General features: G+C 70.8%; 18 protein-coding genes. 8 read left to right on the top strand and 10 right to left on the bottom strand.

From position 1 onward, the window contains the following. The first annotated feature begins 9 nt into the window (after nucleotides 1-9). Entirely contained in the window at nucleotides 10-669 is a 660-nt protein-coding gene (locus tag OG519_RS02090; protein ID WP_405577850.1) for an NADPH-dependent FMN reductase, read from the top strand. Between the two features lie 84 nt (nucleotides 670-753). On the opposite strand, the gene OG519_RS02085 is transcribed toward OG519_RS02090, so the two are convergent. Both OG519_RS02085 and pip read right to left on the bottom strand, forming a co-directional pair. Beyond that, the gene (locus OG519_RS02085; protein ID WP_405577848.1) at nucleotides 754-1,032 is read right to left on the bottom strand and encodes a hypothetical protein; all 279 of its coding nucleotides are present in this window, start codon (nucleotides 1,030-1,032) and stop codon (nucleotides 754-756) included. Nucleotides 1,033-1,275: 243 nt separating this feature from the next. After that, on the bottom strand, nucleotides 1,276-2,235 hold the full coding sequence (gene pip, locus OG519_RS02080) for a prolyl aminopeptidase (protein ID WP_405577846.1): 960 nt from the start codon (nucleotides 2,233-2,235) through the stop codon (nucleotides 1,276-1,278). A gap of 190 nt (nucleotides 2,236-2,425) precedes the next feature. Here pip and OG519_RS02075 point away from each other — a divergent pair, with 190 nt between their 5' ends. Together OG519_RS02075 and OG519_RS02070 are read left to right on the top strand one after the other, a co-directional pair. Beyond that, complete coding sequence (locus OG519_RS02075) at nucleotides 2,426-3,016, top strand: NADPH-dependent FMN reductase (protein ID WP_405577844.1); 591 nt, start codon at nucleotides 2,426-2,428, stop codon at nucleotides 3,014-3,016. Between the two features lie 28 nt (nucleotides 3,017-3,044). After that, nucleotides 3,045-3,407: a winged helix-turn-helix transcriptional regulator gene (locus tag OG519_RS02070; RefSeq protein ID WP_405577842.1), complete on the top strand. Its 363-nt coding sequence runs from the start codon at nucleotides 3,045-3,047 to the stop codon at nucleotides 3,405-3,407. A 97-nt stretch (nucleotides 3,408-3,504) separates the two neighbouring features. On the opposite strand, the gene OG519_RS02065 is transcribed toward OG519_RS02070, so the two are convergent. From OG519_RS02065 to OG519_RS02045, 5 genes are all read right to left on the bottom strand, one after another. After that, complete coding sequence (locus tag OG519_RS02065) at nucleotides 3,505-5,676, bottom strand: MMPL family transporter (RefSeq protein ID WP_405577840.1); 2,172 nt, start codon at nucleotides 5,674-5,676, stop codon at nucleotides 3,505-3,507. Between the two features lie 217 nt (nucleotides 5,677-5,893). Then, nucleotides 5,894-7,369 carry a Re/Si-specific NAD(P)(+) transhydrogenase subunit beta gene (gene pntB / locus OG519_RS02060; protein WP_405577838.1) on the bottom strand — a complete coding sequence of 492 codons (1,476 nt, stop codon included), beginning with the start codon at nucleotides 7,367-7,369 and terminating at the stop codon, nucleotides 5,894-5,896. A 9-nt stretch (nucleotides 7,370-7,378) separates the two neighbouring features. Further along, entirely contained in the window at nucleotides 7,379-8,920 is a 1,542-nt protein-coding gene (locus tag OG519_RS02055) for a Re/Si-specific NAD(P)(+) transhydrogenase subunit alpha (protein WP_405577836.1), read from the bottom strand. Between the two features lie 185 nt (nucleotides 8,921-9,105). After that, nucleotides 9,106-11,484: a phosphoketolase gene (locus tag OG519_RS02050; RefSeq protein WP_405577834.1), complete on the bottom strand. Its 2,379-nt coding sequence runs from the start codon at nucleotides 11,482-11,484 to the stop codon at nucleotides 9,106-9,108. A 169-nt stretch (nucleotides 11,485-11,653) separates the two neighbouring features. Further along, nucleotides 11,654-12,463, bottom strand: coding sequence for a DeoR/GlpR family DNA-binding transcription regulator (locus OG519_RS02045; RefSeq protein ID WP_405577832.1), 810 nt, complete (start codon nucleotides 12,461-12,463; stop codon nucleotides 11,654-11,656). Between the two features lie 308 nt (nucleotides 12,464-12,771). Here OG519_RS02045 and OG519_RS02040 point away from each other — a divergent pair, with 308 nt between their 5' ends. Continuing rightward, on the top strand, nucleotides 12,772-13,344 hold the full coding sequence (locus OG519_RS02040; RefSeq protein ID WP_405577830.1) for a hemerythrin domain-containing protein: 573 nt from the start codon (nucleotides 12,772-12,774) through the stop codon (nucleotides 13,342-13,344). A gap of 140 nt (nucleotides 13,345-13,484) precedes the next feature. On the opposite strand, the gene OG519_RS02035 is transcribed toward OG519_RS02040, so the two are convergent. The 3 genes from OG519_RS02035 to OG519_RS02025 are packed head-to-tail and all read right to left on the bottom strand — an operon-like array spanning nucleotide 13,485 to nucleotide 17,046. Beyond that, nucleotides 13,485-13,835: a UBP-type zinc finger domain-containing protein gene (locus tag OG519_RS02035; RefSeq protein ID WP_405577828.1), complete on the bottom strand. Its 351-nt coding sequence runs from the start codon at nucleotides 13,833-13,835 to the stop codon at nucleotides 13,485-13,487. Further along, nucleotides 13,832-15,367: an ATP-binding protein gene (locus OG519_RS02030; RefSeq protein ID WP_405577826.1), complete on the bottom strand. Its 1,536-nt coding sequence runs from the start codon at nucleotides 15,365-15,367 to the stop codon at nucleotides 13,832-13,834. Before OG519_RS02030 ends, OG519_RS02035 begins: the two co-directional genes overlap by 4 nt. Further along, nucleotides 15,364-17,046: an FAD-dependent oxidoreductase gene (locus tag OG519_RS02025; RefSeq protein ID WP_405577824.1), complete on the bottom strand. Its 1,683-nt coding sequence runs from the start codon at nucleotides 17,044-17,046 to the stop codon at nucleotides 15,364-15,366. Before OG519_RS02025 ends, OG519_RS02030 begins: the two co-directional genes overlap by 4 nt. Before the next feature lie 210 nt (nucleotides 17,047-17,256). Here OG519_RS02025 and OG519_RS02020 point away from each other — a divergent pair, with 210 nt between their 5' ends. The 4 genes from OG519_RS02020 (at nucleotide 17,257) to metE (ending at nucleotide 24,452) form a co-directional block, all read left to right on the top strand. Then, nucleotides 17,257-18,312, top strand: a complete 1,056-nt coding sequence (locus OG519_RS02020; protein WP_405577822.1) for a chitinase — start codon at nucleotides 17,257-17,259, stop codon at nucleotides 18,310-18,312. 353 nt (nucleotides 18,313-18,665) lie between these two features. Then, nucleotides 18,666-20,663 (top strand): discoidin domain-containing protein, encoded by a 1,998-nt coding sequence (locus OG519_RS02015; protein ID WP_405577820.1) that lies wholly within the window; start codon nucleotides 18,666-18,668, stop codon nucleotides 20,661-20,663. Between the two features lie 226 nt (nucleotides 20,664-20,889). After that, nucleotides 20,890-21,822: an aldo/keto reductase gene (locus OG519_RS02010; protein WP_405592406.1), complete on the top strand. Its 933-nt coding sequence runs from the start codon at nucleotides 20,890-20,892 to the stop codon at nucleotides 21,820-21,822. A gap of 305 nt (nucleotides 21,823-22,127) precedes the next feature. Next, nucleotides 22,128-24,452: a 5-methyltetrahydropteroyltriglutamate--homocysteine S-methyltransferase gene (metE, locus tag OG519_RS02005; protein ID WP_405577818.1), complete on the top strand. Its 2,325-nt coding sequence runs from the start codon at nucleotides 22,128-22,130 to the stop codon at nucleotides 24,450-24,452. Nucleotides 24,453-24,495: the final 43 nt, after the last annotated feature.

The raw sequence follows: 24,495 nt of genomic DNA, 5'->3' as shown, positions 1-24,495 counted from the left end.
GAGGTACGCATGTCCAAACTGAAGATCATCGTGGGCACCACCCGCCCGACCAGGGCCGCGGACCGGGTGGCCCCCTGGGTGGCGTCCGTGGCCGCCGCCCACGGGGGCTTCGAGGTGGAGGTGCTGGACCTGAGGGACTGGCCGCTCCCCTTCTTCTCCGAGCACTTCGGCACCCTGGGCGACATCAACGACCCCACGTACTCCGAGCCGCTCGTCAAGGCGTGGAACAAGGTCATCAAGGACGCGGACGCGTACATCGTGGTGACCAGTGAGTACAACCACAGCATCCCGGGCGTCCTGAAGAACGCCATCGACTCCGTCTGGGCGTCCAACGCCTTCCGCAACAAGCCGGTCGCCGCCGTCGGCTACAGCGCCGGCATCAGCGGTGCGATCCGGGCGATCGAGCACCTCGCCCAGATCGTGGTGGAGGCAGAGGCCGTGCCGCTGCGCAACACGGTCGTGATCCCGTTCGCCAACGGCGCCTTCGACGACACCGGCCGTCCCACGAGCGCGGACACCAGCGCGGCCCTCGACGTCCTCCTTGATGATCTGGCGTGGTGGTCGGGGGCTCTCGAACAAGCGCGCACCGCGGGCGAACTGCTGCCGGGCCGGGTCCGACTGCGCGACGCGGTGCTCAAGGCCGAAGCGGCCAAGGCCCCGACGGCCTGACCTCGTCGTCATCGTCGCTCGAAGGACCGGCGGCCGCCGCCGGTCCTTCGAGCGACGTGAGACCGCCGGGTCGTGAGCCGGTCGCTAGGCGGGCCTCTCGATCCCGGCGGGTGGGGCGAGCGGGCGGGCGTCGAAGGGCTCCGTCCACGTCATCTCCTTGAGGGCCATCCGGGCGGCCGGCGCCGTACCGGGCAGCGTCGCCCAGAAGGGGTGGGCGGTGATGCGTACGGAGAGCCGGACGAGGCGGCGCCGCAGGACGGTGGTTCGCGTGCCGAGGGCTCCGGTTCCGGCCAGTTCGCGATAGGTGGCGTACCAGTCGCGCTGCGCCTGGACGAGCTCGTCGGGAAAGGCGTGGTGGGGCATGAGGGGATTCTGGCACATGTTCGAACGCATGTGCGATATTCGAGGCGCCGGCGATTCCGCTTCACCGCGCGAGCGGCCCGGATCGGCGCCGCCATCGCCGCACGGCTGGGCGCGCTGCCCTGGGACGGCGTCCGGCAGGGGTGGCGGGCGAGAAGCCCTTGCCGCGGCGGAGGTTGGCCGGGTGGTGGCCGGGTGGCGCGGGACCCGGTGGTCGGACGCGGGTGCCGCGCCGTGCCCGGCGGACTACCGGTGCTTGAATGCGTCGATGGCCGTGCGGACCGTCTCGCCGAAGGCCTCACTGCCGGCGTGTCCTGAGTCCTCGATGATGTGGAGCCGTGCGTCGGGCCAGGCCTTCGCCAGCTCCCACGCGGTCTGCACCGGGCTGCCCATGTCGTGCCGGCCGTGCACCAGTACCGCCGGGATACCGGCCAGCTTGTGGGCGTTCCGCAGCAGTTGGTCTTCGGTCAGCCACGCTCCGTTGCTGAAGAAGTGGGCGCAGATCCGGACGAAGGCGATCTGCGCGTCGACCTCCCGGTCGCTGTACATGCCGGGCACACCGTTGGGCTCGTTCGAGATGACCGCGTCCTCCCAGGCGAGCCAGTCGGCGGCGGCCTTCTCCCGGATCGCCCGGTCGGGGTTCTCCATCAGCCGCGCGTAGGCGGCGAGCAGGTCGCCGTCCCGCTCGTCCGGGGGAACGCCGTCGCGGAACCGGTCCCACGCCTCGGGGCAGAACCGCCCCGCGCCCCGGTAGAGCCAGTCGGTCTCGGAGCGGCGGGTGGTCGTCACCGCCGGGATGACCATCTCGGTGACGCGGTCCGGATGCTGTTGCGCGTAGGCCAGGGCGAGCGTCGCGCCCCAGGAGGCGCCGTTCAGCAACCACCTGTCGATGCCCAGGTGTTCGCGCAGCCGTTCCATGTCGTCGATCAGGTGCTGGGTGGTGTTCAGGCGCATGTCGGCCGCCGGGTCGCTGGCATGCGGGGCGCTGCGACCGCAGTTGCGCTGGTCGAAGCGGATGACGCGGTACGCCTCGGGGTCCCAGGCTCTCGTCGGCCGCCGCGGCGCGCCCGAGCCCGGACCGCCGTGCACGACCAGCGCGGGCTTGCCGCCGGGGTTGCCGAGCTGCTCGTAGTAGATGTGGTTGCCGTCTCCGGTGTCGAGGAATCCGGCGTCGTAGGGATCGGTCGGCGGGTGGAAATCAACCATGGCCGTCGACTGTAACGGGTGTGATCGTCGTCTGAGCTGGGCGTGTTGCATCGGCGTCGAGGGCCCGCCGCCACTGGACGGGTCCGGGCGGGGCGGCGGCGCTGTCGGCCGACCGTGGCAGAGATGACCTGGGGACTAAGGTATCTTTAGTTGAGTCTTCGCCGTCCAGGAACCTTTTGAGGAGCAAGCGATGTCAAAGCTGGGGATCATTGTGGCGAGCACCAGGCCAGGGCGGGTGGGGCTGCCCGTCGCCCAGTGGTTCGACGGGGAAGCGCGCGCGCACGCCGGTTTCGCCGAGGTCGAGCTGATCGACCTGGCCGAGGTGGCGCTGCCGTTCATGAACGAGCCCAACCACCCCAGGCTCCAGAGCTACACCCACCAGCACACCCGCGACTGGAGCGCCCTCGTCTCCGGTGTCGACGCCTTCGTCTTCGTGATGCCGGAGTACAACTACGGCTTCAACGCCGAGCTGAAGAACTGCATCGACTACCTGCACAACGAGTGGCGCTACAAGCCGGTCGGCTTCGTCAGCTACGGCGGAGTCTCGGCCGGCACCCGCGCCGTTCAGATGGTCAAGCAGGTCGTCACCACGGTGAAGATGACGCCGGTCAACGAAGCGGTCAACATCCCCTTCGTGCACCAGTTCATCGACGAGGAGGAGGGCCTGGTCGCCAATGAGATGCTGACCGCGTCCGCCAAGTCGATGCTCGACGAGCTGGTACGGGTCGAGGCGGTGCTCCGGCCGCTGCGGGCCCCGGCCGAGCCCGCGCCGAGCGCGTAACGAACGCGCGCAACCAACGGAGGTCATCGTGTCCGACGGGTCCGCGGTCGAAATACACCAGGTGTGCGTACGGTTCCATGCCGCGATCGAGCTGATCGGCGGCCGGTGGACCGGCGCCATCCTGCAGGCCGTCTTCACCGGGCACCACCGGTTCGCCCGGATCAGGGCGGCCGTGCCCGGGCTCAGCGACACCATGCTGGCGCAGCGGCTGCGGACCCTGGAGACGAACGGCCTCCTCGAACGCCGGGCCGGCCCGCCCGAATCGGCCGGCCCGGCTACGACCGAGTACCACCTCACCGCCAAGGGGCGGGAGTTGAGCCCGATTCTCGACGCGGTCATCGCCTGGTCGCACCGCTGGATCCCGCTCCCCGAGGAGTCCGCGCGGCGCTGAGCCGGGGCCGCCGGCACCGGGCGCCCGCCCGCACCGGGCCGCCCGCCCCGCCGCTAACCTGCACCGGGCCGCTTGCCCACCGCGATCCGGCCCGCCCTCAGCGCTCGCCGTCCGAGGGCCCCTCGAAGGACAAGTTGGGCACCACCCGCTCCAGCTTGCGCGGCATCGCCCAGTTGGCCGGCCCGAAGACGTGCATCAGCGCCGGCACCAGCAGCCCCCGGATGACCAGCGCGTCGACGAGAACGGCGAAGGCCAGCCCGAAACCGAACTCCTTCAGCACCCGCTGGTCGCCGATGAGGAAGGAACCGAAGACCAGGATCATGATGCCGGCGGCAGCCGCGATGATCCGCCCGCTCTTGGCCTGGCCGACGGTCACCGCCCGGTGGTTGTGCCGCACGGCCGCCGCTCGCCGGCCGGCCCGGTCGTCCGGCCGGCCGTGGTCCCGCCGCCGGTGCCACTCCTCCTGCATCCGGCTGACCAGGTACACCTCGTAGTCCATCGAGAGTCCGAAGAGCACCGAGAAGATCAGTACCGGGATGAAGGCGTCGACCGGACCCTTGCCCGACAGGCCGAAGGCCGAGTTGGCCCAGCCCCAGGTGAACACGGCGTTGAGCGCCCCCAGGGCGGCGCCGACGGACAGCAGGTTCATCACCGCCGCCACCAGGGGGATCAGCAGACTGCGGAAGACCGCCATCAGCAGCAGGAACGCCAGGATCACCACCACCGCGATGAACAGCGGCAGCTTGTCGGTGAGCACCCGGGAGAAGTCGATATTGCTCGGGGTGACGCCGCCGACGTGCACCACGAGGCTGTTGCCCGCTTCCACCGGGGGGATCAGGTCGTGGCGGATGGTGGAGACCAGGGTGACGGTCTGCTTGGCGCCCGGCGCGGTCGTCGGATAGAGGATCGCCAGCATGACCTGGCGGTTCGGTGACGTCACCGGGGCGGTGACCGACGCCACCCCCGGTGTGCGGGCGGCCCGGCCCAGCAGTTCGCGGAACGCCGTCACGTCGGCGGGCGAGGAGACCCGGCCGACGAGTTGGAAGGGGCCGTTGAACCCCGGGCCGAAGCCTCTGGCCAGGGCGTCGTACGCCTGCCGGGTGGTGGACGTGGCCGGGTCGTTGGCGGCGCCCGCGGAGCCCAGCCGGAGGCTGAAGGTGGGCAGCGCGATCACCACCACGATCGCCAGCGTGGTCACGGCGACGAACGCGTTGTGCGCCTCGATCGCCTTCGCCCACCGCAGCCAGAACCCGGCCGCGTCGGTGGAGATCGGCCCCTTGGCCGCGAGGGCGGCCCGTTCCCGCCGGGAGAGCACCTTGGGCCCGAGGAAGCCGAGCATGGCGGGCAGGAAGGTCAGCGCGGTGGCCATGGTCAGGGCGACGGTGAGGGCGGAGGACGCCGAGAGGCCGTACAGGAAGTTGACGCCGAGCGCGTACTGGCCGAGCAGCGCGATGCACACCGTGATGCCGGCGAAGAGCACGGTGCGCCCTGAGGTGTTGGCCGCCTCGGCGGCGGCCGCCCGGTAGGCCGTGCCGGCCCGCACCGCGCTGCGGTGCCTGCTGATGATGAACAGGCCGTAGTCGACCCCGACGCCGAGCCCGATCAGGACCGCGAGGTCGGTGGAGACGCTCGGGGTGTCCGTGGCGCGGGAGAGCAGGCTGATCACCGAGGTGCCGACGACCAGGGCGAGCGCCGCGGTGAGCACGGGCATCAGGGAGGAGAAGAGGGCGCCGCCGAAGACGATCAGCAGGATGATCAGGGCGGCGACCACGCCGACGGCGACCGAGGTGCCGGGACCCTTGCTCTCCTCGTTGGTGATCGACGCGCCGCCGAGCGAGACATGGACGTCGGGCCCGTCCGCGGTCTTCGCCGCCGCGATGAGCCGGCTCGCGTCGGCCTTGCTGACGTCGGCGGCCTTCTTCTTCCAGGTGACCCGGGCGAAGGCCACCGAGCCGTCGCGGCTGATCTGCGCCGCGCCCGGCTTGCTGTACGGGCTCACCACGGAGGCGACGCCCGGGACCGCGGCCACCTTGCCGAGGGCGGCGGTCACCGGCCGGCGGACGGCGGGGGAGCGGACGGTGGCGCCCCGCTCGGCCTCGAAGACCACCTGGTCGGGCTCGCCCGAGGCGGCGGGGAAATTGTCGGTGAGCAGCGTCACCGCCGCCTGCGAGTCGGTTCCCGGCAGGCTGACGCTCTCGTTGTAGTCGCTGCCGATCGCCCGGCTGAGTCCGAAGGTGACGATCAGGGCCAGCAGCCAGAACGCGACCACTCTGCGACGGTGATCGAAACACCAAAGGGCCAGTCGGGTCACCGGGTCTCCCTGCCGAGCGCACGCGTGCCGGAAGGGCACGGTGATGATCTACCCGCTGCGGGCCCACCGGTACGGGACATCACCCCAATGCCGATACGCCGATACGCCGATACGCCGAAACGCCGAAACGCCGAGGGCCCCGCCGCAGATCGGCGAGGCCCCGGTGCCCAGCCGCTCAATGGGCGGATGCCGCCTGCGCCGCAGGGGAGCGGGCGTCCGGCTCGGCGGTGCGGGACGGCCGCGGGGTCAGCGCGCGGAGGATGCTCTCCACGCTCTGCTTGGCGTCGCCGAAGAGCATCCCGGTGTTCTCCCGGAAGAAGAGCGGGTTCTGCACCCCCGCGTACCCGGAGGCCATCGAGCGCTTGAAGACGACCACCTGCCCGGCCTCCCACACCCGCAGCACCGGCATGCCGGCGATCGGGCTCGCCGGGTCCTCCATCGCCGCCGGGTTCACCGTGTCGTTGGCGCCGATGACCAGGACGACCGAGGTGTGGGCGAAGTCGTCGTTGATCTCGTCCATCTCCAGCACCACGTCGTACGGCACTCGGGCCTCGGCCAGCAGTACGTTCATATGGCCGGGCAGTCGGCCGGCCACCGGGTGCACCCCGAAGCGGACCTCGACGCCGCGCTCCCGCAGCGCCCGGGTCAGCTCCGCGACCGGATGCTGGGCCTGGGCCACCGCCATGCCGTAGCCCGGGGTGATGATCACCGAGGAGGCGCGCTCCAGCAGCGCCGCGGTCTCCTCGGCGGTGGTCTCCTGGTGCTCGCCCTGCTCCGCGTCGCCGGCCGACGGGGCCTCGATACCGAAACCGCCGGCGATGACCGAGAGGAACGACCGGTTCATCGCCTTGCACATGATGTACGAGAGATAGGCACCGGAGGAGCCGACCAGCGCGCCGGTGATGATGAGCAGATTGTTGTTGAGCAGGAAACCGGCCGCCGCGGCCGCCCAGCCCGAGTAGCTGTTCAGCATCGACACCACCACCGGCATGTCACCGCCGCCGATGGACGCGACGAGATGCAGGCCGAGCAGCAGCGCCAGCGCGGTGATCGCGATCATCAGACCCAGCTCGGGGCTGACCGCGAACCAGACCGTCAGCGCCGCGAACGCCACCAGGGCGCCCACATTGAGCAGGTTCTTGCCCGGCAGCGTCAGCGGTCGAGAGTTGATCCGGGCCGACAGTTTGAGGAAGGCGATCAGCGAACCGGTGAAGGTGACCGCGCCGATGAAGATGCCGATGAACACCTCGGCGTGGTGGATACGGAGCAGATCGGCGGCGACCGCGGTCTGCGCCGAGCCCCGGGCCTCCACCTCGTAGTAGCTGTTCCAGCCGACCAGCACCGCGGCCAGGCCGACGAAGCTGTGCAGGACCGCGATGAGTTCCGGCATCCCGGTCATCTCCACCGCGCGGGCCCGCCACAGGCCGAGCCCGGCGCCGATCGCCATGGCGACCGCGATCAGCGCCACCGCGGTGCCGGAGATGTCGCGGGAGGCGAAGACGATGGTGGCGATCACCGCGAGCGCCATGCCGCACGCGCCGAACACCACCCCGGAGCGTGAGGTGCGGTGCTGGGAGAGTCCGGCCAGGCTCAGGATGAAGAGCAGCGCGGCAACCACGTCCGCTGACTGTGTTGCTGTACTGGCAGTCATCACGGGGCCTCAGTCCTTGGAGAACATGCCGAGCATGCGGCGGGTGACGGCGAATCCGCCGAAGATGTTGACGCTGGTCAGCAGGATCGCCACGAACGCCAGTACGGTGACGGCCGTCCGGTCGTGGCCGATCTGCAACAGCGCCCCGATGACGACGATCCCGGAGATCGCGTTGGTCACCGACATCAGCGGTGTGTGCAGGGCGTGGTGCACCTTTCCGATGACGTAATAGCCGATGACCACGGCGAGCACGAACACCGTGAAGTTCTCCGCGAGTTGGGCGGGGGAGTAGGCGATGACCAGAAACAGCGCGACCATCCCGAGACCGACGAGGGCGAGCCGGGACGCCCGGTTCCGACCGGGCTTCTCCGGCGCGGCGGCGACCGGGACCCGCGGCGCCGGGGCGGCCGGGGCGGCGGACACCCGCACCGGCGGCGGGGGCCAGGTCTTGGCGCCGTCCCGCACCACCGTCATCGACCGCTGCACCACGTCCTCGAAGTCCAGCCGCACCCGCCCGTCCTTCTCCGGGGTGAGCAGCTTCAGCAGATTGACGAGGTTGGTGCCGTAGAGCTGCGAGGCCTGCGCGGGCAGCCGCCCGGCCAGGTCGGTGTAGCCGATGATCGTCACACCGTTGTCGGTGACGACCGCCTTGCCGGGGACGGTGCCGGCCACGTTGCCGCCCTGCGCCGCGGCCATGTCCACGATGACGCTGCCGGGCCGCATACTGGCCACGTCGTCCGCGGTGAGCAGCCGCGGCGCGGGCCGGCCCGGGATCAGCGCGGTGGTGATGACGACATCCACCTCGGCGGCCTGCTCGCGGTAGATCTCGGCGGCGCGCCGGTCGTACGCCTCCGAGGTGGCCCGGGCGTATCCGTCGCCGGCGGACTCCTGCGCCACCTCCACGGCGAGGAACTCACCGCCCAGCGAACGTACCTGTTCGGCCACCTCCGGGCGGGGGTCGGTGGCCCGCACCACCGCGCCCAGGCTGCTCGCCGCCCCGATCGCCGCCAGGCCCGCCACACCGGCGCCCGCCACCAGGACCTTCGCCGGCGGCACCTTGCCGGCCGCGGTGACCTGGCCGGTGAAGAAGCGCCCGAAGACATGCGCGGCCTCGATCACCGCCCGGTAGCCGGCGATATTGGCCATCGAACTGAGCACGTCCAGCGACTGGGCCCGGGAGATCCGGGGCACCGCGTCCATGGCCAGTACGGTGATCGGCCGCCGCGCCAGATCGTCCACGAGTTCGGGGTCGAGCCCGGGGGAGATCAGCCCCACCAGGGTCGCACCCTCCCGCAGCCGGCCGATCTCCTCACGTGAGGGGGCGTTCACCTTGAGGACGACATCGGCCCGCCACGCCTCCCCGATCCGCGCGCCGGCCTCCGCGTAGGCGTCGTCGGAGAAGCCCGAGGCCGTACCGGCCCCCGATTCGACGACCACGTGGTAGCCAAGGGCGAGGATCTGACGGACGCTCGCCGGGGTGGCCGCCACCCGGGTTTCCCCGGGGGTCGATTCGGCGGCGACCCCTACCTGCTGAGGAGCTGCATCTGACATCGTTATGCCTCTCACCTGACCATGGGTAGAAAGAACCGGGCGCGGGCAGCGTGCAGGACACACCCAGACGACACTGGAGGAGCCGGACCCGCCGCACAAGCCTTGGACACGGCGGATCTTCGTCCGACACCCTTCGGAATCGGTTGAGCGGACACGCCCCCGTCCGCCGCTGCCGCCGCCCCCGGTCAGCCCTCCCAGTTCCAGTCCGCCACCTCCGGCAGGTCGGTGCCGTGCTCACGGATCCACGCGTGGTGCCGCAACCGGATGTCCGCCATGAACTGCCGTACCGGCGCGGCGCGCACCGCGAGCCCCGGCACCCGGTCGATCACGTCCATGACCAGGCGATAGCGGTCGAGGTCGTTGCGGACCACCATGTCGAAGGGGGTGGTCGTGGTGCCGATCTCCCGGTAGCCGCGCACATGGAGGTGCCGGTGGCCGGTGCGGCGGTAGGCCAGCCGGTGGATGAGCCACGGATAGCCGTGGTAGGCGAAGATCACCGGCTTGTCGGCGGTGAAGAGCGCGTCGAAGTCCGCGGCCGACATCCCGTGCGGGTGTTCCTCCTGCGGGATCAGCCGGGCCAGGTCGACGACGTTCACCACCCGCACGGTCAGTTCGGGCAGGAACTGCCGGACCAGCTGGGCCGCCGCCAGTACCTCGAGGGTCGGCACATCACCCGAGCAGGCCAGCACCACATCCGGTTCGCGGCTGCCGTTCTCGGTGCCGGCCCACTCCCAGATACCTGCGCCCCGGGCACAGTGGGCGCGCGCCGACTCCAGGTCGAGCCAGTCGAAGCCGGGCTGCTTTCCGGCCACCACCACGTTCACATAACCCTTGGACAGCAGGATGTGCTCGGCGACCGCCAGCAGGGTGTTGGTGTCCGGCGGCAGATAGACCCGGACGACCTCGGGGGCCTTGTTGAGCACGTGGTCGATGAAGCCGGGGTCCTGGTGCGAGAAGCCGTTGTGGTCCTGGCGCCAGACGTGCGAGGTGAGCAGGTAGTTCAGTGACCCGATGGGCCGGCGCCACGGCAGGGTGCTGGTGGTGCGCAGCCATTTGATGTGCTGGTTGACCATCGAGTCCACGATGTGCACGAAGGCCTCGTAGCAGGAGAACAGGCCGTGCCTGCCGGTCAGCAGATAGCCCTCCAGCCAGCCCTGGCAGGTGTGTTCCGAGAGGATCTCCATCACCCGGCCGTGCGGGTCGAGATCCTCGTCGACCGCCAGGGTGCGGGCCTGCCACGCCTTGCCGCTGGCGGAGTAGACCTCGTCGAGCCGGTTGGAGGCGGTCTCGTCGGGGCCGACCAGGCGGAAGTCGCGGCGGCCCGCGGTGTCGGTCATGAGCTGCGCCAGCAGCGCACCCAGCACCCGGGTGGGTTCGTGCAGGGTCGTGCCGGGCTTGTTCACCGGCGCGGCGAAGCGCTCCAGCTCGGGGATGGGCAGGTCGCGCAGCAGCAGGCCGCCGTTGGTGTGCGGGTTGGCGCCGAGCCGGCGGTCGCCGGCCGGTACGTACTCCAGCACGCGGGGCAGCGGGCGGCCGTCGGCGTCGAAGAGCTCGTCGATCCGGTACGAGCGCAGCCACTCCTCCAGTTCCCGCAGGTGCTGCGGGTTGTCCCGGACCTTGTCCAGCGGGACCTGGTGGGCGCGCCAGGTGCCTTCGACCGGGAGGCCGTCGACCTTGGCGGGGCCGGTCCAGCCCTTGGGGGTGCGCAGCACGATCATCGGCCAGTTGGGTCGTGCGGTGGCCGCTTCGGCGCGGGCGGCGTGCTGGAAGGCGGCGATGCGGTCGAGGGCGGTGTCCATGGCGGCGGCGAGATCCCGGTGGACGGTGAGGGGGTCGTCGCCGGTGACGTGGATGGGGTCGTGGCCGTAGCCGCGCAGCAGGTCGTCGAGTTCGGTGTCGGGGATGCGGGCGAGCACGGTGGGGTTGGCGATCTTGTAGCCGTTGAGGTGCAGGATGGGGAGGACGGCGCCGTCGTGGACGGGGTCGAGGAATTTGTTGGAGTGCCAGGAGGCGGCGAGCGGGCCGGTCTCGGCTTCGCCGTCGCCGATGACGCAGGTGACCAGGAGGTCGGGGTTGTCGAAGGCGGCGCCGTAGGCGTGGGAGAGGCTGTAGCCGAGTTCGCCGCCCTCGTGGATGGAGCCGGGGGTCTCCGGGGCGACATGGCTGGGGATGCCGCCGGGGAAGGAGAACTGCTTGAAGAGCCGGGCCATGCCCGCGGTGTCCTGGGTGATGTCCGGATAGGTCTCGGTGTAGCTGCCGTCGAGCCAGGAGTTGGCGACCACCGCGGGGCCGCCGTGGCCGGGGCCCCAGACGCAGATGGCGTCGAGGCCGCGGGCTTTGATCACCCGGTTGAGGTGGGTGTGGACCAGGTTGAGTCCCGGTGAGGTGCCCCAGTGGCCGAGCAGTCGCGGTTTGACGTGCTCCGGGCGCAGCGGCTCGGTCAGCAGCGGGTTGGCCAGCAGATAGATCTGGCCGACCGCGAGATAGTTCGCGGCGCGCCAGTGGGCGTCCAGAGCCCGCAGTTCGTCGTCGCCGGGAGCCTCGGACACGGGGGCGTCGGGCATGTGGTCCTCCGTCGGATGGGACAGCGGATGAGGTACTGATGGGCGCGATGGGGGGAGATGCGCCCACTGTCCGATTCCCCGGATCGTCACCGGCGGCCCACGCGCCGGGCCATCCGGGTGGTTGCGGCGGCGCCGGACCGCCGGGCACCCGTCCCCGGGGGAGAAGCGGTCAGACCGTCGTGACGGTGACGCCCGCCTGCTCGAAGCCGGCCAGCGCCGCCGCGGAGATGTCCTGGTCGGTGACGAGCGTGTCGATCGCGCCGACCGCGCACACCTTGGCGAAGGCGCGCCTGCCGATCTTGGACGAGTCGGCGGCCACGATCACCCGGGTGGCCTGCTCGGCCAGCAGCCGGTTGACGCTCGCCTCGTCCTCGTCGTGCGCGAAGGCGCCCCTGACCGGATCGAGGGCCCCCACACCCAGCACCGCGAGGTCGAGCGTGATCTCCTCAAGCACCTTGCGGGCCAGCGGACCGGTCAGCTCGTACGACTGGGGCCGGGCGACGCCACCGGTCACCACGATCTTGATCTGCGGCCTGATCACCAGCTCATGGGCGATGTTCAGCGCGTTGGTCACCACGGTCAGGGTCGGCTGCCGGGACCCGGCTCCGGCCGGATCGGCGGCGCCCTCCCCGATGTCCCCCCGCAGCGCCAGCGCCCTGGCCACCTCGGTCGTCGTGGTACCCCCGGTCAGCCCCACCACGTCGCCCACCGCGACCAGCGCGGCGACCGCCTGCCCGATGCGCTGCTTCTGCGGCGCGTACCGAGCCGTCTTGTAACGCATCGGCAGTTCGTACGACACCCCGTTGGCCACCGCGCCGCCCCGGGTCCTGGTGAGCATCCGCCGCTCGGCCAACTGGTCGAGGTCCCGGCGGATGGTGGCCGCGGAGACGCCCAGCGCGACGGCCGCGTCGTCCACGTCGAGCCGGGCGTGTTCGGCGAGCAGATCGAGCAGCGCCGACCACCGGGCATCGCGGGACACGAGCGCCGCCTCCTCCTGCCTTCTTTTCTGTGGTTCCTCTGGTTCCTCTGAATCCGCCCGATCCTAAGCGTGCGCGCGCCTCACCGCGCACCGGGGGAGCGGGGAGGGCGGCCGACGCCCGGTGCACCCATCCGGGTGGCAATTCACCGGTCGCCGGTTTCCCGTCGCGGACTCGGGTCACGCGAACCGATGGAGAGACCTCCGCGAGCCCGAGAAACCGAAAGAACCCAGAGAACCCGAAGAGCCCAGAGAACCGAACGAACCGAACGAACCGAACGAACCGAACGAACCGAACGAAGGAGCCCATCATGAGTTCAGCCCAGGCCGAGCGGGACGCGGCGGCGATGCTGCCTGACGGTGACGTCGTGGCACTGCTGCTCGAGCAGCACGCGCAGATCAGGGGCTTGTTCGGGGAGATCGCCGAGTCGCAGGGCGAGGAGCGGAAGCAGGCGTTCGACGAGTTGCGTGCCCTGCTGGCCGTCCACGAGGCCGCCGAGGAGCTGATCCTCCGGCCGGTGGCCGAGAAGACGGCCGGCACGCGGGAGGCCGACGCCCGCAACGAGGAGGAGGCGGAAGCCACCAAGATCCTCAAGAAGCTGGAGGACATGGACGCCGGCAGCACCGAATTCGCCCTGCTGATCGCCGAGTTCGAGCAGGCGGTCAGCGCGCACGCGGAACACGAGGAGCAGGAGGAGTTCCCGGCGATCGTCGCCCGGTGCACCGTCACGCAGCGTCGCACGATGGGCGACCGGCTGCGCAAGGCAGAACACCTCGCGCCCACCCACCCGCACCCCAAGGTCGCGGGAAAGCCCAACGCCGTCCGGATGACCGGACCGTTCGCGGCGATGATGGACAAGGCCCGCGACGCCATCGGCCGTTGACCGCCGGCGGGTCTCTCGCGCTCGCGGGACGCCCGCACGGCACGACGGCGCGGTGGCACCGCGACACCGAGGGCGCCGCGACCCCAGGGGGATCGCGGCGCCCTCGGCGGCTGTCCGGGTCAGGGTCCGGGCGGTCGAGGTCAGTTCAGCCGGGAGGCCCAGTCCGGCGGCACCCGGTCGGCCGGTCCCGGCACCGTCTGGTCGTCCGGGTGGCTCATCGGCGGCGACAGCTCGGGGCCGTCCTCGACGTAGCTCTCGGTGACATAGTTCCAGTACCACGCCTCGCCCGGCTCGAAGCTGCGGACGATCGGGTGGCCGGTCTCGGCCGCGTGTCCGCTCGCGTGCTGGGACGGCGAACTGTCGCAGCAGCCGACGTGCCCGCACTCCGCGCACCGGCGCAGATGGAGCCACCAGCCGTCACCGGCCTCGCAGTCGGCGCAGCCGGGCCCGCTCGGCGGGACGGACGGGTCGATTCCTGGGGCTGTGGTCATGCCTGCTCCTCCTGTACTGCTTGGCTGGGCGGTGCCGCCGGTTCCGACCGCACCGGGGAGTCGGATTCAGCCGCCGGATCGGGCTCGGAATCCGATGCGGGAGCGGGCGAGCTGAGCGGAAGACGTACCCGCATCCGGGTGTCGCCCGGCGTGGAATCGCAGCGGATCGCCCCGTGGTGCTTGTTGACGATGATCCGCCAGGAGATGTCCAGGCCGAGACCGGTGCCCTCGCCCACCGGCTTGGTGGTGAAGAACGGCTCGAAGATCCGCTCCCTGATCTCCTCGGGCACACCGGCACCGGTGTCCCGGAACTCCACCAGCAGATAGTCGTTGTCGAGCGCGGTGCGCACGGTGAGGGTCCCGGTGCCCGCCATGGCGGACACCGCGTTGTCGATCAGATTCGTCCAGACCTGGTTCAACTCGCCCGGGTAGGCCGGGATCCGGGGCAGCGTACGGTCGTACTCCTTCACCACGGCGATCCGCGCGCCGATCTTCCCGGAGAGCATCTGCAAGGTGCTGTCCAGCAGTTCGTGCACGTCGACCACCTGGAAGGGCGCCCGGTCGAGCTGCGAGTACTGCCGGGCGGCGCCGACCAGCGCCGAGATCCGGGTGGTGGAGTCCTGGATCTCGTTCATCAACAGCTCGGTCTCCACGGTGTAGTTGAGCCACCGCAGCGCGCCGTCCAGGGTCTGGGGATCGGTCGCCTCCGCCACCCGGTCGAGCCAGTCGACGTCGAGGCTCGCCTGCACAAAGGTCGCGGCGAGGTCCCAACCGCCGGCCACCCCGTGGTCGTCGAGCCAGTCGGCGATCAGGTCCTCACGGTCCGAGGTCTCCACCGGGCTCAGCGGCGGCGCGTGGGTGGCCTTGGCGGCCTGCTCGACCGCCCGCTCCTGGAGTTCGACCAGTGCGGCGATGGCGGCCCGCCGGCTGGGGTCGCCCGCGATGGCGCCCAGCTTGTGCCGCATCCCCGCGACCCGCTCCCGCAAGGTGGCGGTGGCCCGCTGGGCCGCGGCCGCCGGGTTGTTCAGCTCATGGGTGAGTCCGGCCGAGAGCGAGCCCAGTGCCAGCAGCCGCTCCCGCTGGTCCACCACCTGCCGGGTCGTCCGGCTGCCGAAGAAGAGCCCCTCCAGCATGTGCACGGCCATCGGGAACCAGTCCCGCATCATCCCGGCGAACTTGTCGGCGGGCAGTACGTAGAACCGCGACGGCCCGGTGGTCCGCAGCGTGTTGTTGTAGACCTGCGGCACCCGGTCGCCCAGATACGACTGGAACGCCCCGGCGTAGACACCCGGTTGGGACGTACGGCTCACCTCGACGTCGTCCGCGCCGACCCGGCGCAGCATCACCACCGTGCCTTCGAGGAGTACGTAGAAGCAGGTCGCCTCGTCGCCCTCGACATAGAGCTCACCCGGTCCGACCGCCTCGACCCGGCCCTCCTCGCACAGCCACGCCAACTGCTCCTCGGACAGCTTCTCGAAGAGGAACAGCGACCGCAGGTCGTCCGGGGTGCACGGGGTCTGTTCGACAGTCACAGCCGCTCCAGATATCGGTGGACGAGCATGACCGCCATCGCGCCCTCGCCCACCGCCGAAGCGACACGTTTGGCGGATTCCGCGCGGGCGTCACCGGCCACGAACACTCCGGGGACACTGGTTTCCAGGTGGTAGGGCGGCCGGTCCAGCGGCCAGCCGTCCGGGCGCTGCCCGGCAGGCGCCAGATCGGGTCCCGCGATGACGAAGCCCCGTTCGTCGCGCCTGACCACGCCGTCCAGCCAGTTGGTGCGCGGCGCCGCGCCGATGAACACGAACAGGTACTGCGCGTCGACCAGTTCGGTGTCGCCGCTGGCGGTGTCGCGCAGGGTGATCTGCTCCAGGTGGTCGCTGCCGTGGGCCGCGACCACCTCGGTGGAGGTGCGGACCGACACGCCGGGGGTCGCCGAGATCTGCTCGATCAGATAGTGGGACATGGAGTCGGTCAGCGAGCTGCCGCGGACCAGGATGGTCACCGACTTGGCGCCCCTGGCCAGATAGACCGCCGCCTGCCCGGCGGAGTTGGCGCCGCCGACGATGTAGACGTCCTGGCCCTGGCAGCCGGCCGCCTCGGTGAGCGCGGAACCGTAGAAGACGCCGCGGCCGGTCAGATCCGCCACTCCGGGCGCGTCGAGCTGCCGGTAGGACACACCGGTGGCCAGGATCACCGTGTGCGCGGAGACCTCCAGGCCGTCGGAGAACCGTACGGTCCGCGAGGAGCCGTTGATCTCAAGACCGGTGACCTCGCAGGCGGTCAGCATCTCGGCGCCGAACCTGGTCGCCTGCCGGTGCGCTCTTTCGGTGAGCTGGACGCCGGAGACGCCGTCAGGGAAGCCGAGGTAGTTCTCGATCCGGGAGCTCTGCCCGGCCTGTCCGCCGGTCGCCGTCCGCTCCACCAGCACGGTGCGCAGCCCTTCCGAGGCGCCGTAGACCGCCGCGCCGAGGCCGGCCGGACCGCCCCCGATGACCACCAGGTCGTAGAACCGCGCCGAGGGGGTGGTGGACAGGCCCGCGCCACCGGCCAGGTCCTGGTCGGACGGCTGCACGAGCACCGAGCCGTCCGGGGTGATGACCAGCGGCAGCCGCAGTCCGTCCTGCTCGGCCGCGGCGAGCAGCCCGCGTCCCTCGTCCTCGTCGCTGTCGTACCACCGGTACGGCACCTGGTTGCGGGCCAGGAACTCCCTGACCTCCGACGAACGCGCCGACCAGCGGTGCCCGATGACCTTGGTCTCCGGCACCGGACGGCGGTCGCTGGTCAGCCACAGCTGGAGCAGGTCGTCCACCACCGGGTAGAGCTTCTCCTCCGGCGGGTCCCACGGCTTGAGCAGGTAGTGGTCCAGATCGACCACGTTGATCGCGTCGATGGCGGCGGTGGTGTCGGCGTAGGCCGTGAGCAGCACCCGACGGGCCCAGGGATAGATGTCCATCGCCTGTTCCAGGAATTCGATGCCGTTCATCGCCGGCATCCGGAAGTCGGCCATGATCACCGAGACCTGGTCGCCGCGCAGCCGCATCTCGCGCAGCGCGCCGAGCGCCGACTCGCCGGACTCCGCCCGTACGATCCGGTGCTCCCCGCCGTATCTGCGGCGCAGGTCACGCGCGACTGCCCGCGAAACGGCAGCGTCGTCGTCAACGGTCACGATCACATTCCGTGTCGTGCCGCCGGGATCTCTCCCCGGCATGCAAACCCCCATTTCGCGCGGTGTGTCCGTGCCGTCCCAAGCACGCCTCTTCCCATCGTAGGCACGCCGCGGCGTGCTCCGCAGTCCCGGCGGCCCCCGGGGTGGTTGGTCCAGACCTATTGACGAGTGGTCGAGACCACTTCTACGCTCCGGTCCGGCGGCTTCTACCAACTCGTGGCCTCAGGGCGCACGACGGGAAGGGAGCACAGCATGATCGGTCGGAGGACACGGTTGCTGGGCGTCGGCCTGGCCATGGCGTTCCTCGCCCAGATTCCGGTCGCGGCGGCGGTGCACGCCGCACCGAGCGCCGACACCTGCGCCACAAAATCCAGGCCCGCGGGCAAGGTGCTCCAGGGGTACTGGGAGAACTGGGACGGCGCGGCCAACGGGGTGCATCCAGGACTCGGCTGGATCCCCATCACCGACAGCCGGATCGCCGCGCACGGCTACAACGTGATCAACGCGGCCTTCCCGGTGATCCGCTCGGACGGCACCGCCCTGTGGCAGGACGGCATGGACACCAACGTCAAGGTGGCCACGCCCGCTGAGATGTGCCAGGCCAAGGCGGCCGGATCGACGATCCTGATGTCCATCGGCGGCGCCGCCGCGGGGATCGACCTCAGCTCCAGCGCTGTCGCGGACCGCTTCGTGGCGACGATCGTGCCGATCCTGAAGAAGTACAACTTCGACGGCATCGACATCGACATCGAGACCGGCCTCGTGGGCAGCGGCAGCATCGGCACGCTCTCCACCTCACAGGCCAACCTCATCCGCATCATCGAGGGGGTGCTCGCCCAGATGCCGGCCGGCTTCGGTCTGACCATGGCCCCCGAGACCGCCTACGTCACCGGGGGCAGCATCACCTACGGCTCCATCTGGGGCGCCTATCTGCCGATCGTCAAGAAGTACGCGGACAACGGCAAGCTCTGGTGGCTCAATATGCAGTACTACAACGGAAGCATGTACGGCTGCTCCGGCGACTCCTACCAGGCCGGCACGGTGGCCGGTTTCACCGCGCAGACCACGTGCCTCAACAACGGCCTCGTCGTCCAGGGCACCACCGTCAAGGTCCCCTACGACAAGCAGGTGCCGGGTCTGCCCGCCCAGTCGGGGGCCGGCGGCGGCTATATGTCGACCGGTCTGGTCGCCCAGGCGTGGAACGCCTTCCACGGCAGCCTCAAGGGCCTGATGACCTGGTCGCTGAACTGGGACGGCTCGAAGAACTGGACCTTCGGCACCAACGTCAAGGCGTTGCAGGGCCGTTGATCGCGAGCTGCCGTTCCTTCACCTGGACCGGCACCTCGACCGACCGGGTACACCTGACGCGGTGCCCGCCGGACCCCACCGGCGGGCACCGCTCGGCGAGCGCGAGCCCGTTGCCCGTGGCGGCGTCGTCGAGCCGCAGCGCCAGCCCCCGCCGCTCAGTCCGCCGGCCGCCCTACGAGGGACTGGCCCCGCTTTCTTGCGGCATCAGTGTCAATTATTTCGCCTGACGCGCCAACTATTGCGTCGAGGTAACCCGGTCATTACGCTCCCCCGCGCCAGACTTCCCATCCGCGGCTGAACCCCACGAGGTCGCGCGGTGGCGGGAGTTGACAGCCGATCGGAGGAGAGTCCAGATGGGTGTCACACGCCGGGTCTTCCTGCAAGCCGCCATCGCGGTGGGAGCCGCGGGATCGATCGGAGTCGCCGAGACCGCGACCGCCGGCCGCGCGAGCGCCGCGAGCGCCGTGGGCGACGTGGTCGGCAAGATCACCGTCGGCTACCAGGGCTGGTTCGCCTGTATCGGTGACGGCGCCCCCATCAACGGCTGGTGGCACTGGACCCAGAACTGGGGCCAGCCGCCGTCCCCGTCGAACACCGGCATCAAGTGCTGGCCCGACATGCGGGACTACACCCACGGCTACCAGACCTCGTACGCCAACCTCGGCAACGGCCAGCCCGCCACGCTCTTCTCCTCGTACGACCAGCAGACCGTGGACACCCACTTCCAGTGGATGAAGCAGTACGGCATCGACACCGCGGCGCTCCAGCGCTTCAACCCCACCGGCGGGGAGGGCCCGACGCGCGACGCCATGGCCGCCAAGGTGCGCAGCGCCGCCGAGTCGCACGGCGTCAAGTTCTACATCATGTACGACGTGTCCGGCTGGACCACCATGCAGTCCGAGATCAAGGCCGACTGGACCAACAAGATGAAGGCCCACACCGCCTCGTCGGCCTACGCCACCCAGAACGGCGAGCCGGTCGTCTGCATCTGGGGCTTCGGCTTCAACGACAACAACCACCCGTTCTCCACGGACGCGTGCCTGGACGTCATCAACTGGTTGAAATCCCAAGGCTGTTACGTCATCGGCGGAGTACCGCGCGAGTGGCGGGTCGGCGGCGCGGGCACGCGCACCGGCTACCTCGACGTCTACCACGCCTTCAACATGCTCTCGCCGTGGATGGTCGGCGCCATCGGCAACGCGGGCGACTCCGACAGCATCTACAACAGCATCAACGTCGGCGACCAGGCGGACTGCAACGCCCACGGCGTCGACTACCAGCCGTGCGTCCTGCCGGGTGACGTCTCCGGCCGGCAGCGCGTCCACGGCGACTTCATGTGGCGGCAGTTCTACAACATGGTCCGGGTCGGCGCCCAGGGCATCTACATCTCGATGTTCGACGAGTTCAACGAGGGCAACCAGATCGCCAAGACCGCCGAATCGCAGGCCTGGACGCCGACCAACTCCGGCTTCCTGGCCCTCGACGAGGACGGCACCGCCTGCTCGTCGGACTACTACCTGCGGCTGACCGGCGACGGCGGCAGGATGCTCAAGGGCCAGATCGCGCTGACCGCCACCCGCCCCACCCAGCCGGTCGTCTCCGGCGGCGGCGACACCAGCGCGCCCACCGCCCCCGGCAGTCTGCACGTCACCGGCCACACCAGCGGCTCGGTGTCGCTCGCCTGGACCGCCTCGACCGACAACGTGGGCGTCACCGGCTACCGGATCCGCCGGATATCCGGCTCCACCGCGACCGTCCTCGGCTCGGTCGGCGCGGGCACCACCGCCTACACGGCCACCGGGCTGGCCGCCGCCACCGCGTACACCTTCGACGTCCAGGCGCTCGACGCGGCGGGCAACGTCTCCGGGTCCTCCAACCAGGCCGCCGCCACCACCGACGCGGGCAGCGGCTCGTCCACCACCGACCTGGCGCTGAACCGCGCCACCTCCGAGAGCAGCCACACCCAGTCCTACGGTTCGGCGAACGCCACCGACGGCGACCCCAACAGCTACTGGGAGTCCGTCAACAGCGCCTTTCCGCAGTGGCTCCAGGTCGATCTGGGGTCCGCCGTCGGCGTGAAGCGGATCGTGCTGACCCTGCCGCCGGCCACCGCCTGGGCCACCCGTACCCAGACCCTCTCGGTCCAGGGATCGGTCCAGAGCGGCACCGACACCAGTACCTTCTCCCAACTCCTCGCCTCGGCCGGCTACACCTTCAACCCGGCCTCAGGCAACACCGTGACGCTGACCCTGTCCACCGCGGCCACCACCCGCTACCTCCGGCTGACCTTCACCGCCAACACCGGCTGGCCGGCCGGTCAGCTCTCCGGGCTCCAGGTCTACGGAGCCTGACCCCCGATCGCCGCCTCATGGACCGCCGGCGCGCGTGTGGTCCATGAGGCGGCCCCACCGCTCCGGCCTACGAGGCGGTCCGGGCCGGTGACGCGGCCCCGGTGACCGTGGCCGACCGGGCCGGCGGGTTACGGTGATCGCGCGGGCGCGTGAGTCCGTCACCTGTCCCGTCGAGCAGCGCAGGGAGCCCACCGTGCCCGCACCACCGATCGACTCGCCCGCACACATGGGGCTCGGCCTGGCCGCGGTCGGCCGGCCCGGCTACATCACGCTCGGCCGCGACCACGACCTGCCGCCGGAACGCGACGTCGAGGCGATGCGCCACCGGGTCCACGACCTGCTGGACCAGGCGTACGCCAACGGGGTCCGCCACATCGACACCGCGCGCTCCTACGGGCGGGCCGAGGAGTTCCTCGCCGGATGGCTGAACCGCGGCGAGGAGCGGCCGGGACTGGTCGTCTCCAGCAAGTGGGGCTACACCTACACCGCCGACTGGCGGATCCACGCCGAGCACCCCGAGATCAAGGACCACAGCGTCGCCGCGTACGACCGGCAGGTCGTGGAGACCCGCCGACTGCTCGGCGACCATCTCGACATCTACCAGGTGCACTCCATCACCCCCGACAGCACCGCGCTGACCGACACCGTCCTGCACCGCAGACTCGCCGCGCTCGCGGCCGAGGGCGTCACCGTCGGGCTGTCCACCAGCGGACCCGGCCAGGCGGACGCCGTCCGCGCGGCGCTCGCCGTCACCGTGGACGGCGAACCCCTCTTCCGCAGTGTCCAGGCCACCTGGAACCTCCTGGAGCCGTCCGTCGGCCCGGCGCTCGCCGAGGCCCACGCGAGCGGCCGCTTCGTCATCGTCAAGGAGGGCCTCGCCAACGGCCGGCTGGCGGTGGGCGGAGAGGCGACCGACCGGGTGCTCGGCCCGATCGCCGAGGCCGCCGGCGTCTCCTACGACGTCGTCGCCCTCGCCGCGATCCTGCGTCAGCCCTGGGCCGGCACCGTGCTGTCAGGTGCGGCCACCACCGCCCAGCTCACCTCCAACCTGCGGGCCCGAAGCCTCGACCTCACCGAGGAGCAGCTCGCCGCCCTCACCGAACTGGCCGAACCCCGCGACACCTACTGGGCCGAGCGATCCCAACTGCCCTGGAACTAGGGTTTGTCCGGCCCAGTGGCGGCCCAGCGGCGACCTGGCCGTGAGCGGTGGGGTCCGGTCCTCGTCCCGCCCGGTCCCGGTGGGGCGGCGGCGGGCGCCCGGCAACCGGGTGCGGAGATTCCGGGGTGTCCCGGGCGGGTCGGCGCGCCGGTCCGGCGGGCGCGGTCCGTAGCGTGTTTCCCGACCGGTCCGTCCGGGCCGCCCTCATCCGTCCCGGTCGGTCGCCGATGGTCGGCCTTTCCGTGTTCGCGGCTTTCGATCCTTACCGGAATCGCCACGGAGACCTGCTCGCGAAGGAGAGTGCCATGACCAGCACGCCGCCGCCCGTCACCGCCGGGGCCACCGTGTACGGCCATCCCCGTCAGGGTGGCAGCCGGGAGTTGAAGAGGGCGGTCGAGGGGTACTGGCGGGGCCGGGTGACGGCTGGGGTGTTGGGGGAGGTGGCGGCGGGGTTGCGCCGGGCGAACTGGCGGCAGCTGGCCGAGGCGGGCATCGATGAGGTGCCCACCGGTGATTTCTCCTTGTACGACCATGTGCTGGACACCGTGGTGATGGTCGGTGCTGTTCCGGAGCGGCACCGGGCGGCGGTGGCCGGTGCCGCGCTGGGCGGTTATTTCGCGATGGCCCGCGGTACCCAGGATGCGGCGCCGCTGGAGATGACCAAGTGGTTCGACACCAATTATCACTATCTGGTGCCGGAGGTGGGTCCGGGCACGGTGTTCACGGCGGATTCGACGCGGCAGGTGGGTGAGCTGGCCGAGGCACTGGCGCTGGGGTATGCGGCGCGGCCGGTGCTGGTCGGTCCGGTGACGTTCCTGCTGCTGGCCAGGCCCGCGCCGGGCGTGACGGCGGGTTTCGAGCCGTTGTCGCTGCTGGAGCGGCTGCTGCCCGTCTACGCGCGGGTGCTGGCGGATCTGCGGGCGGCGGGGGCGGAGTGGGTGCAGTTGGACGAGCCGGCTCTGGTGCAGGACCGCAGTGGTGCGGAGCTGGAGGCGGCTGCGCGCGCTTACGCGGTTCTGGGTGGTCTGGGTGACCGGCCCCGGCTGCTGGTGGCCTCGTATTTCGGCCGGCTGGGTGAGGCGTTGCCGGTGCTGGCCGGGTCGCCGGTCGAGGGGCTGGCGGTGGATTTCACCGGCCCCGCCGCCGGGAACCTGGCGGCTCTGGCCGCTGCCGGGGGGCTGCCGGGCAGGCGGCTGGTGGCGGGTGTGGTCGACGGCCGCAATATCTGGCTCAACGACTTCGAGGAGTCCCTGGCCACCCTGAACACCCTGCTGGGTTTGGCCGGGCGGGTGGATGTGGCCGCTTCCTGCTCGCTGCTGCACGTCCCGCTGGACACCGCGCCGGAGACGGACATCGATCCGGCGGTGCTGTCATGGCTGGCCTTCGCCCGGCAGAAGACCGCCGAGGTCGTCACCCTCGCCCGTGGCCTGGCTCAGGGCCCGGGTGTGATCGCGGCGGAACTGGCCGCCAACCGCGCCGCCCTCGCCTCCCGGGCGGACTCGCCGATCACGCATGATCCGGTGGTGCGGGCCCGGGCCGCCGCCGTCACCGACGCCGACACCCGCCGCCCCCAGCCCTACGCCGAACGCACCACGGCCCAGCGCGAGCACCTCAACCTGCCGCTGCTGCCCACCACCACGATCGGGTCGTTCCCGCAGACCGCGGAACTGCGGACCGCGCGGGCTGATCTGCGGGCGGGGCGGATCGACGCCGCCGGCTACGAGGCACGGATCAGGGCGGAGATCGCGGGGGTGATCGCGTTCCAGGAGGAGGCCGGTCTGGATGTGCTGGTGCACGGCGAGCCCGAGCGCGGTGACATGGTGCAGTATTTCGCCGAGCAGCTCACCGGGTATGTGGCGACCCGGCACGGCTGGGTCCAGTCCTACGGCACCCGCTACGTGCGGCCCCCGGTGCTGGCCGGTGACATCTCCCGCCCCGGGCCGATGACCGTGCGCTGGACCACCTACGCCCAGTCGCTGACCGACCGGCCGGTCAAGGGCATGCTCACCGGCCCGGTCACCATGCTCGCCTGGTCCTTCGTCCGGGACGACCAGCCCCTGGGCGACACCGCCCGCCAGGTCGCCCTCGCCCTGCGCCAGGAGGTCACCGACCTGGAAGCCGCCGGCACCCCCCTCATCCAGGTCGACGAACCCGCCCTCAGGGAAACCCTCCCGCTGCGCGCCGCCGACCGCCCCCCGTATCTGGCCTGGGCCACCGAGGCGTTCCGTCTCACCACCAGCGGCGTCCGGGCCGAAACCCAGATCCACACCCACATGTGCTACGCCGAGTTCGGCGACATCGTCTCGGCTATCGACGACCTCGACGCCGACGTCATCAGCCTCGAAGCCGCTCGCTCGCGCATGCGGATCGCCCACGAACTCGCCGCCCACCACTACCCCCGCCAGACCGGCCCCGGCGTCTACGACATCCACTCCCCCCGCATCCCCACCACCAACGAAACCACCACCCTCCTCCGCCAAGCACTAAACGCCATCCCCGCCGACCGCCTCTGGATCAACCCCGACTGCGGCCTCAAAACCCGCACCTGGCCGGAAACCACGGCATCCCTCCACAACCTCGTCACCGCCGCCCGCCAGATCCGAGCCGAACTCGCCTCGACAACCTCCTGACGTCCCACGGAGCCGTCGGCGCGCCCAACACGGCCCGCCCGTA

Source organism: Streptomyces sp. NBC_01190 (assembly GCF_045039895.1).
Classification (GTDB): domain Bacteria; phylum Actinomycetota; class Actinomycetes; order Streptomycetales; family Streptomycetaceae; genus Actinacidiphila.
The sequence above is the reverse complement of the archived record's forward strand: the minus strand, read 5'-3'. Positions and strand labels throughout refer to the sequence as shown.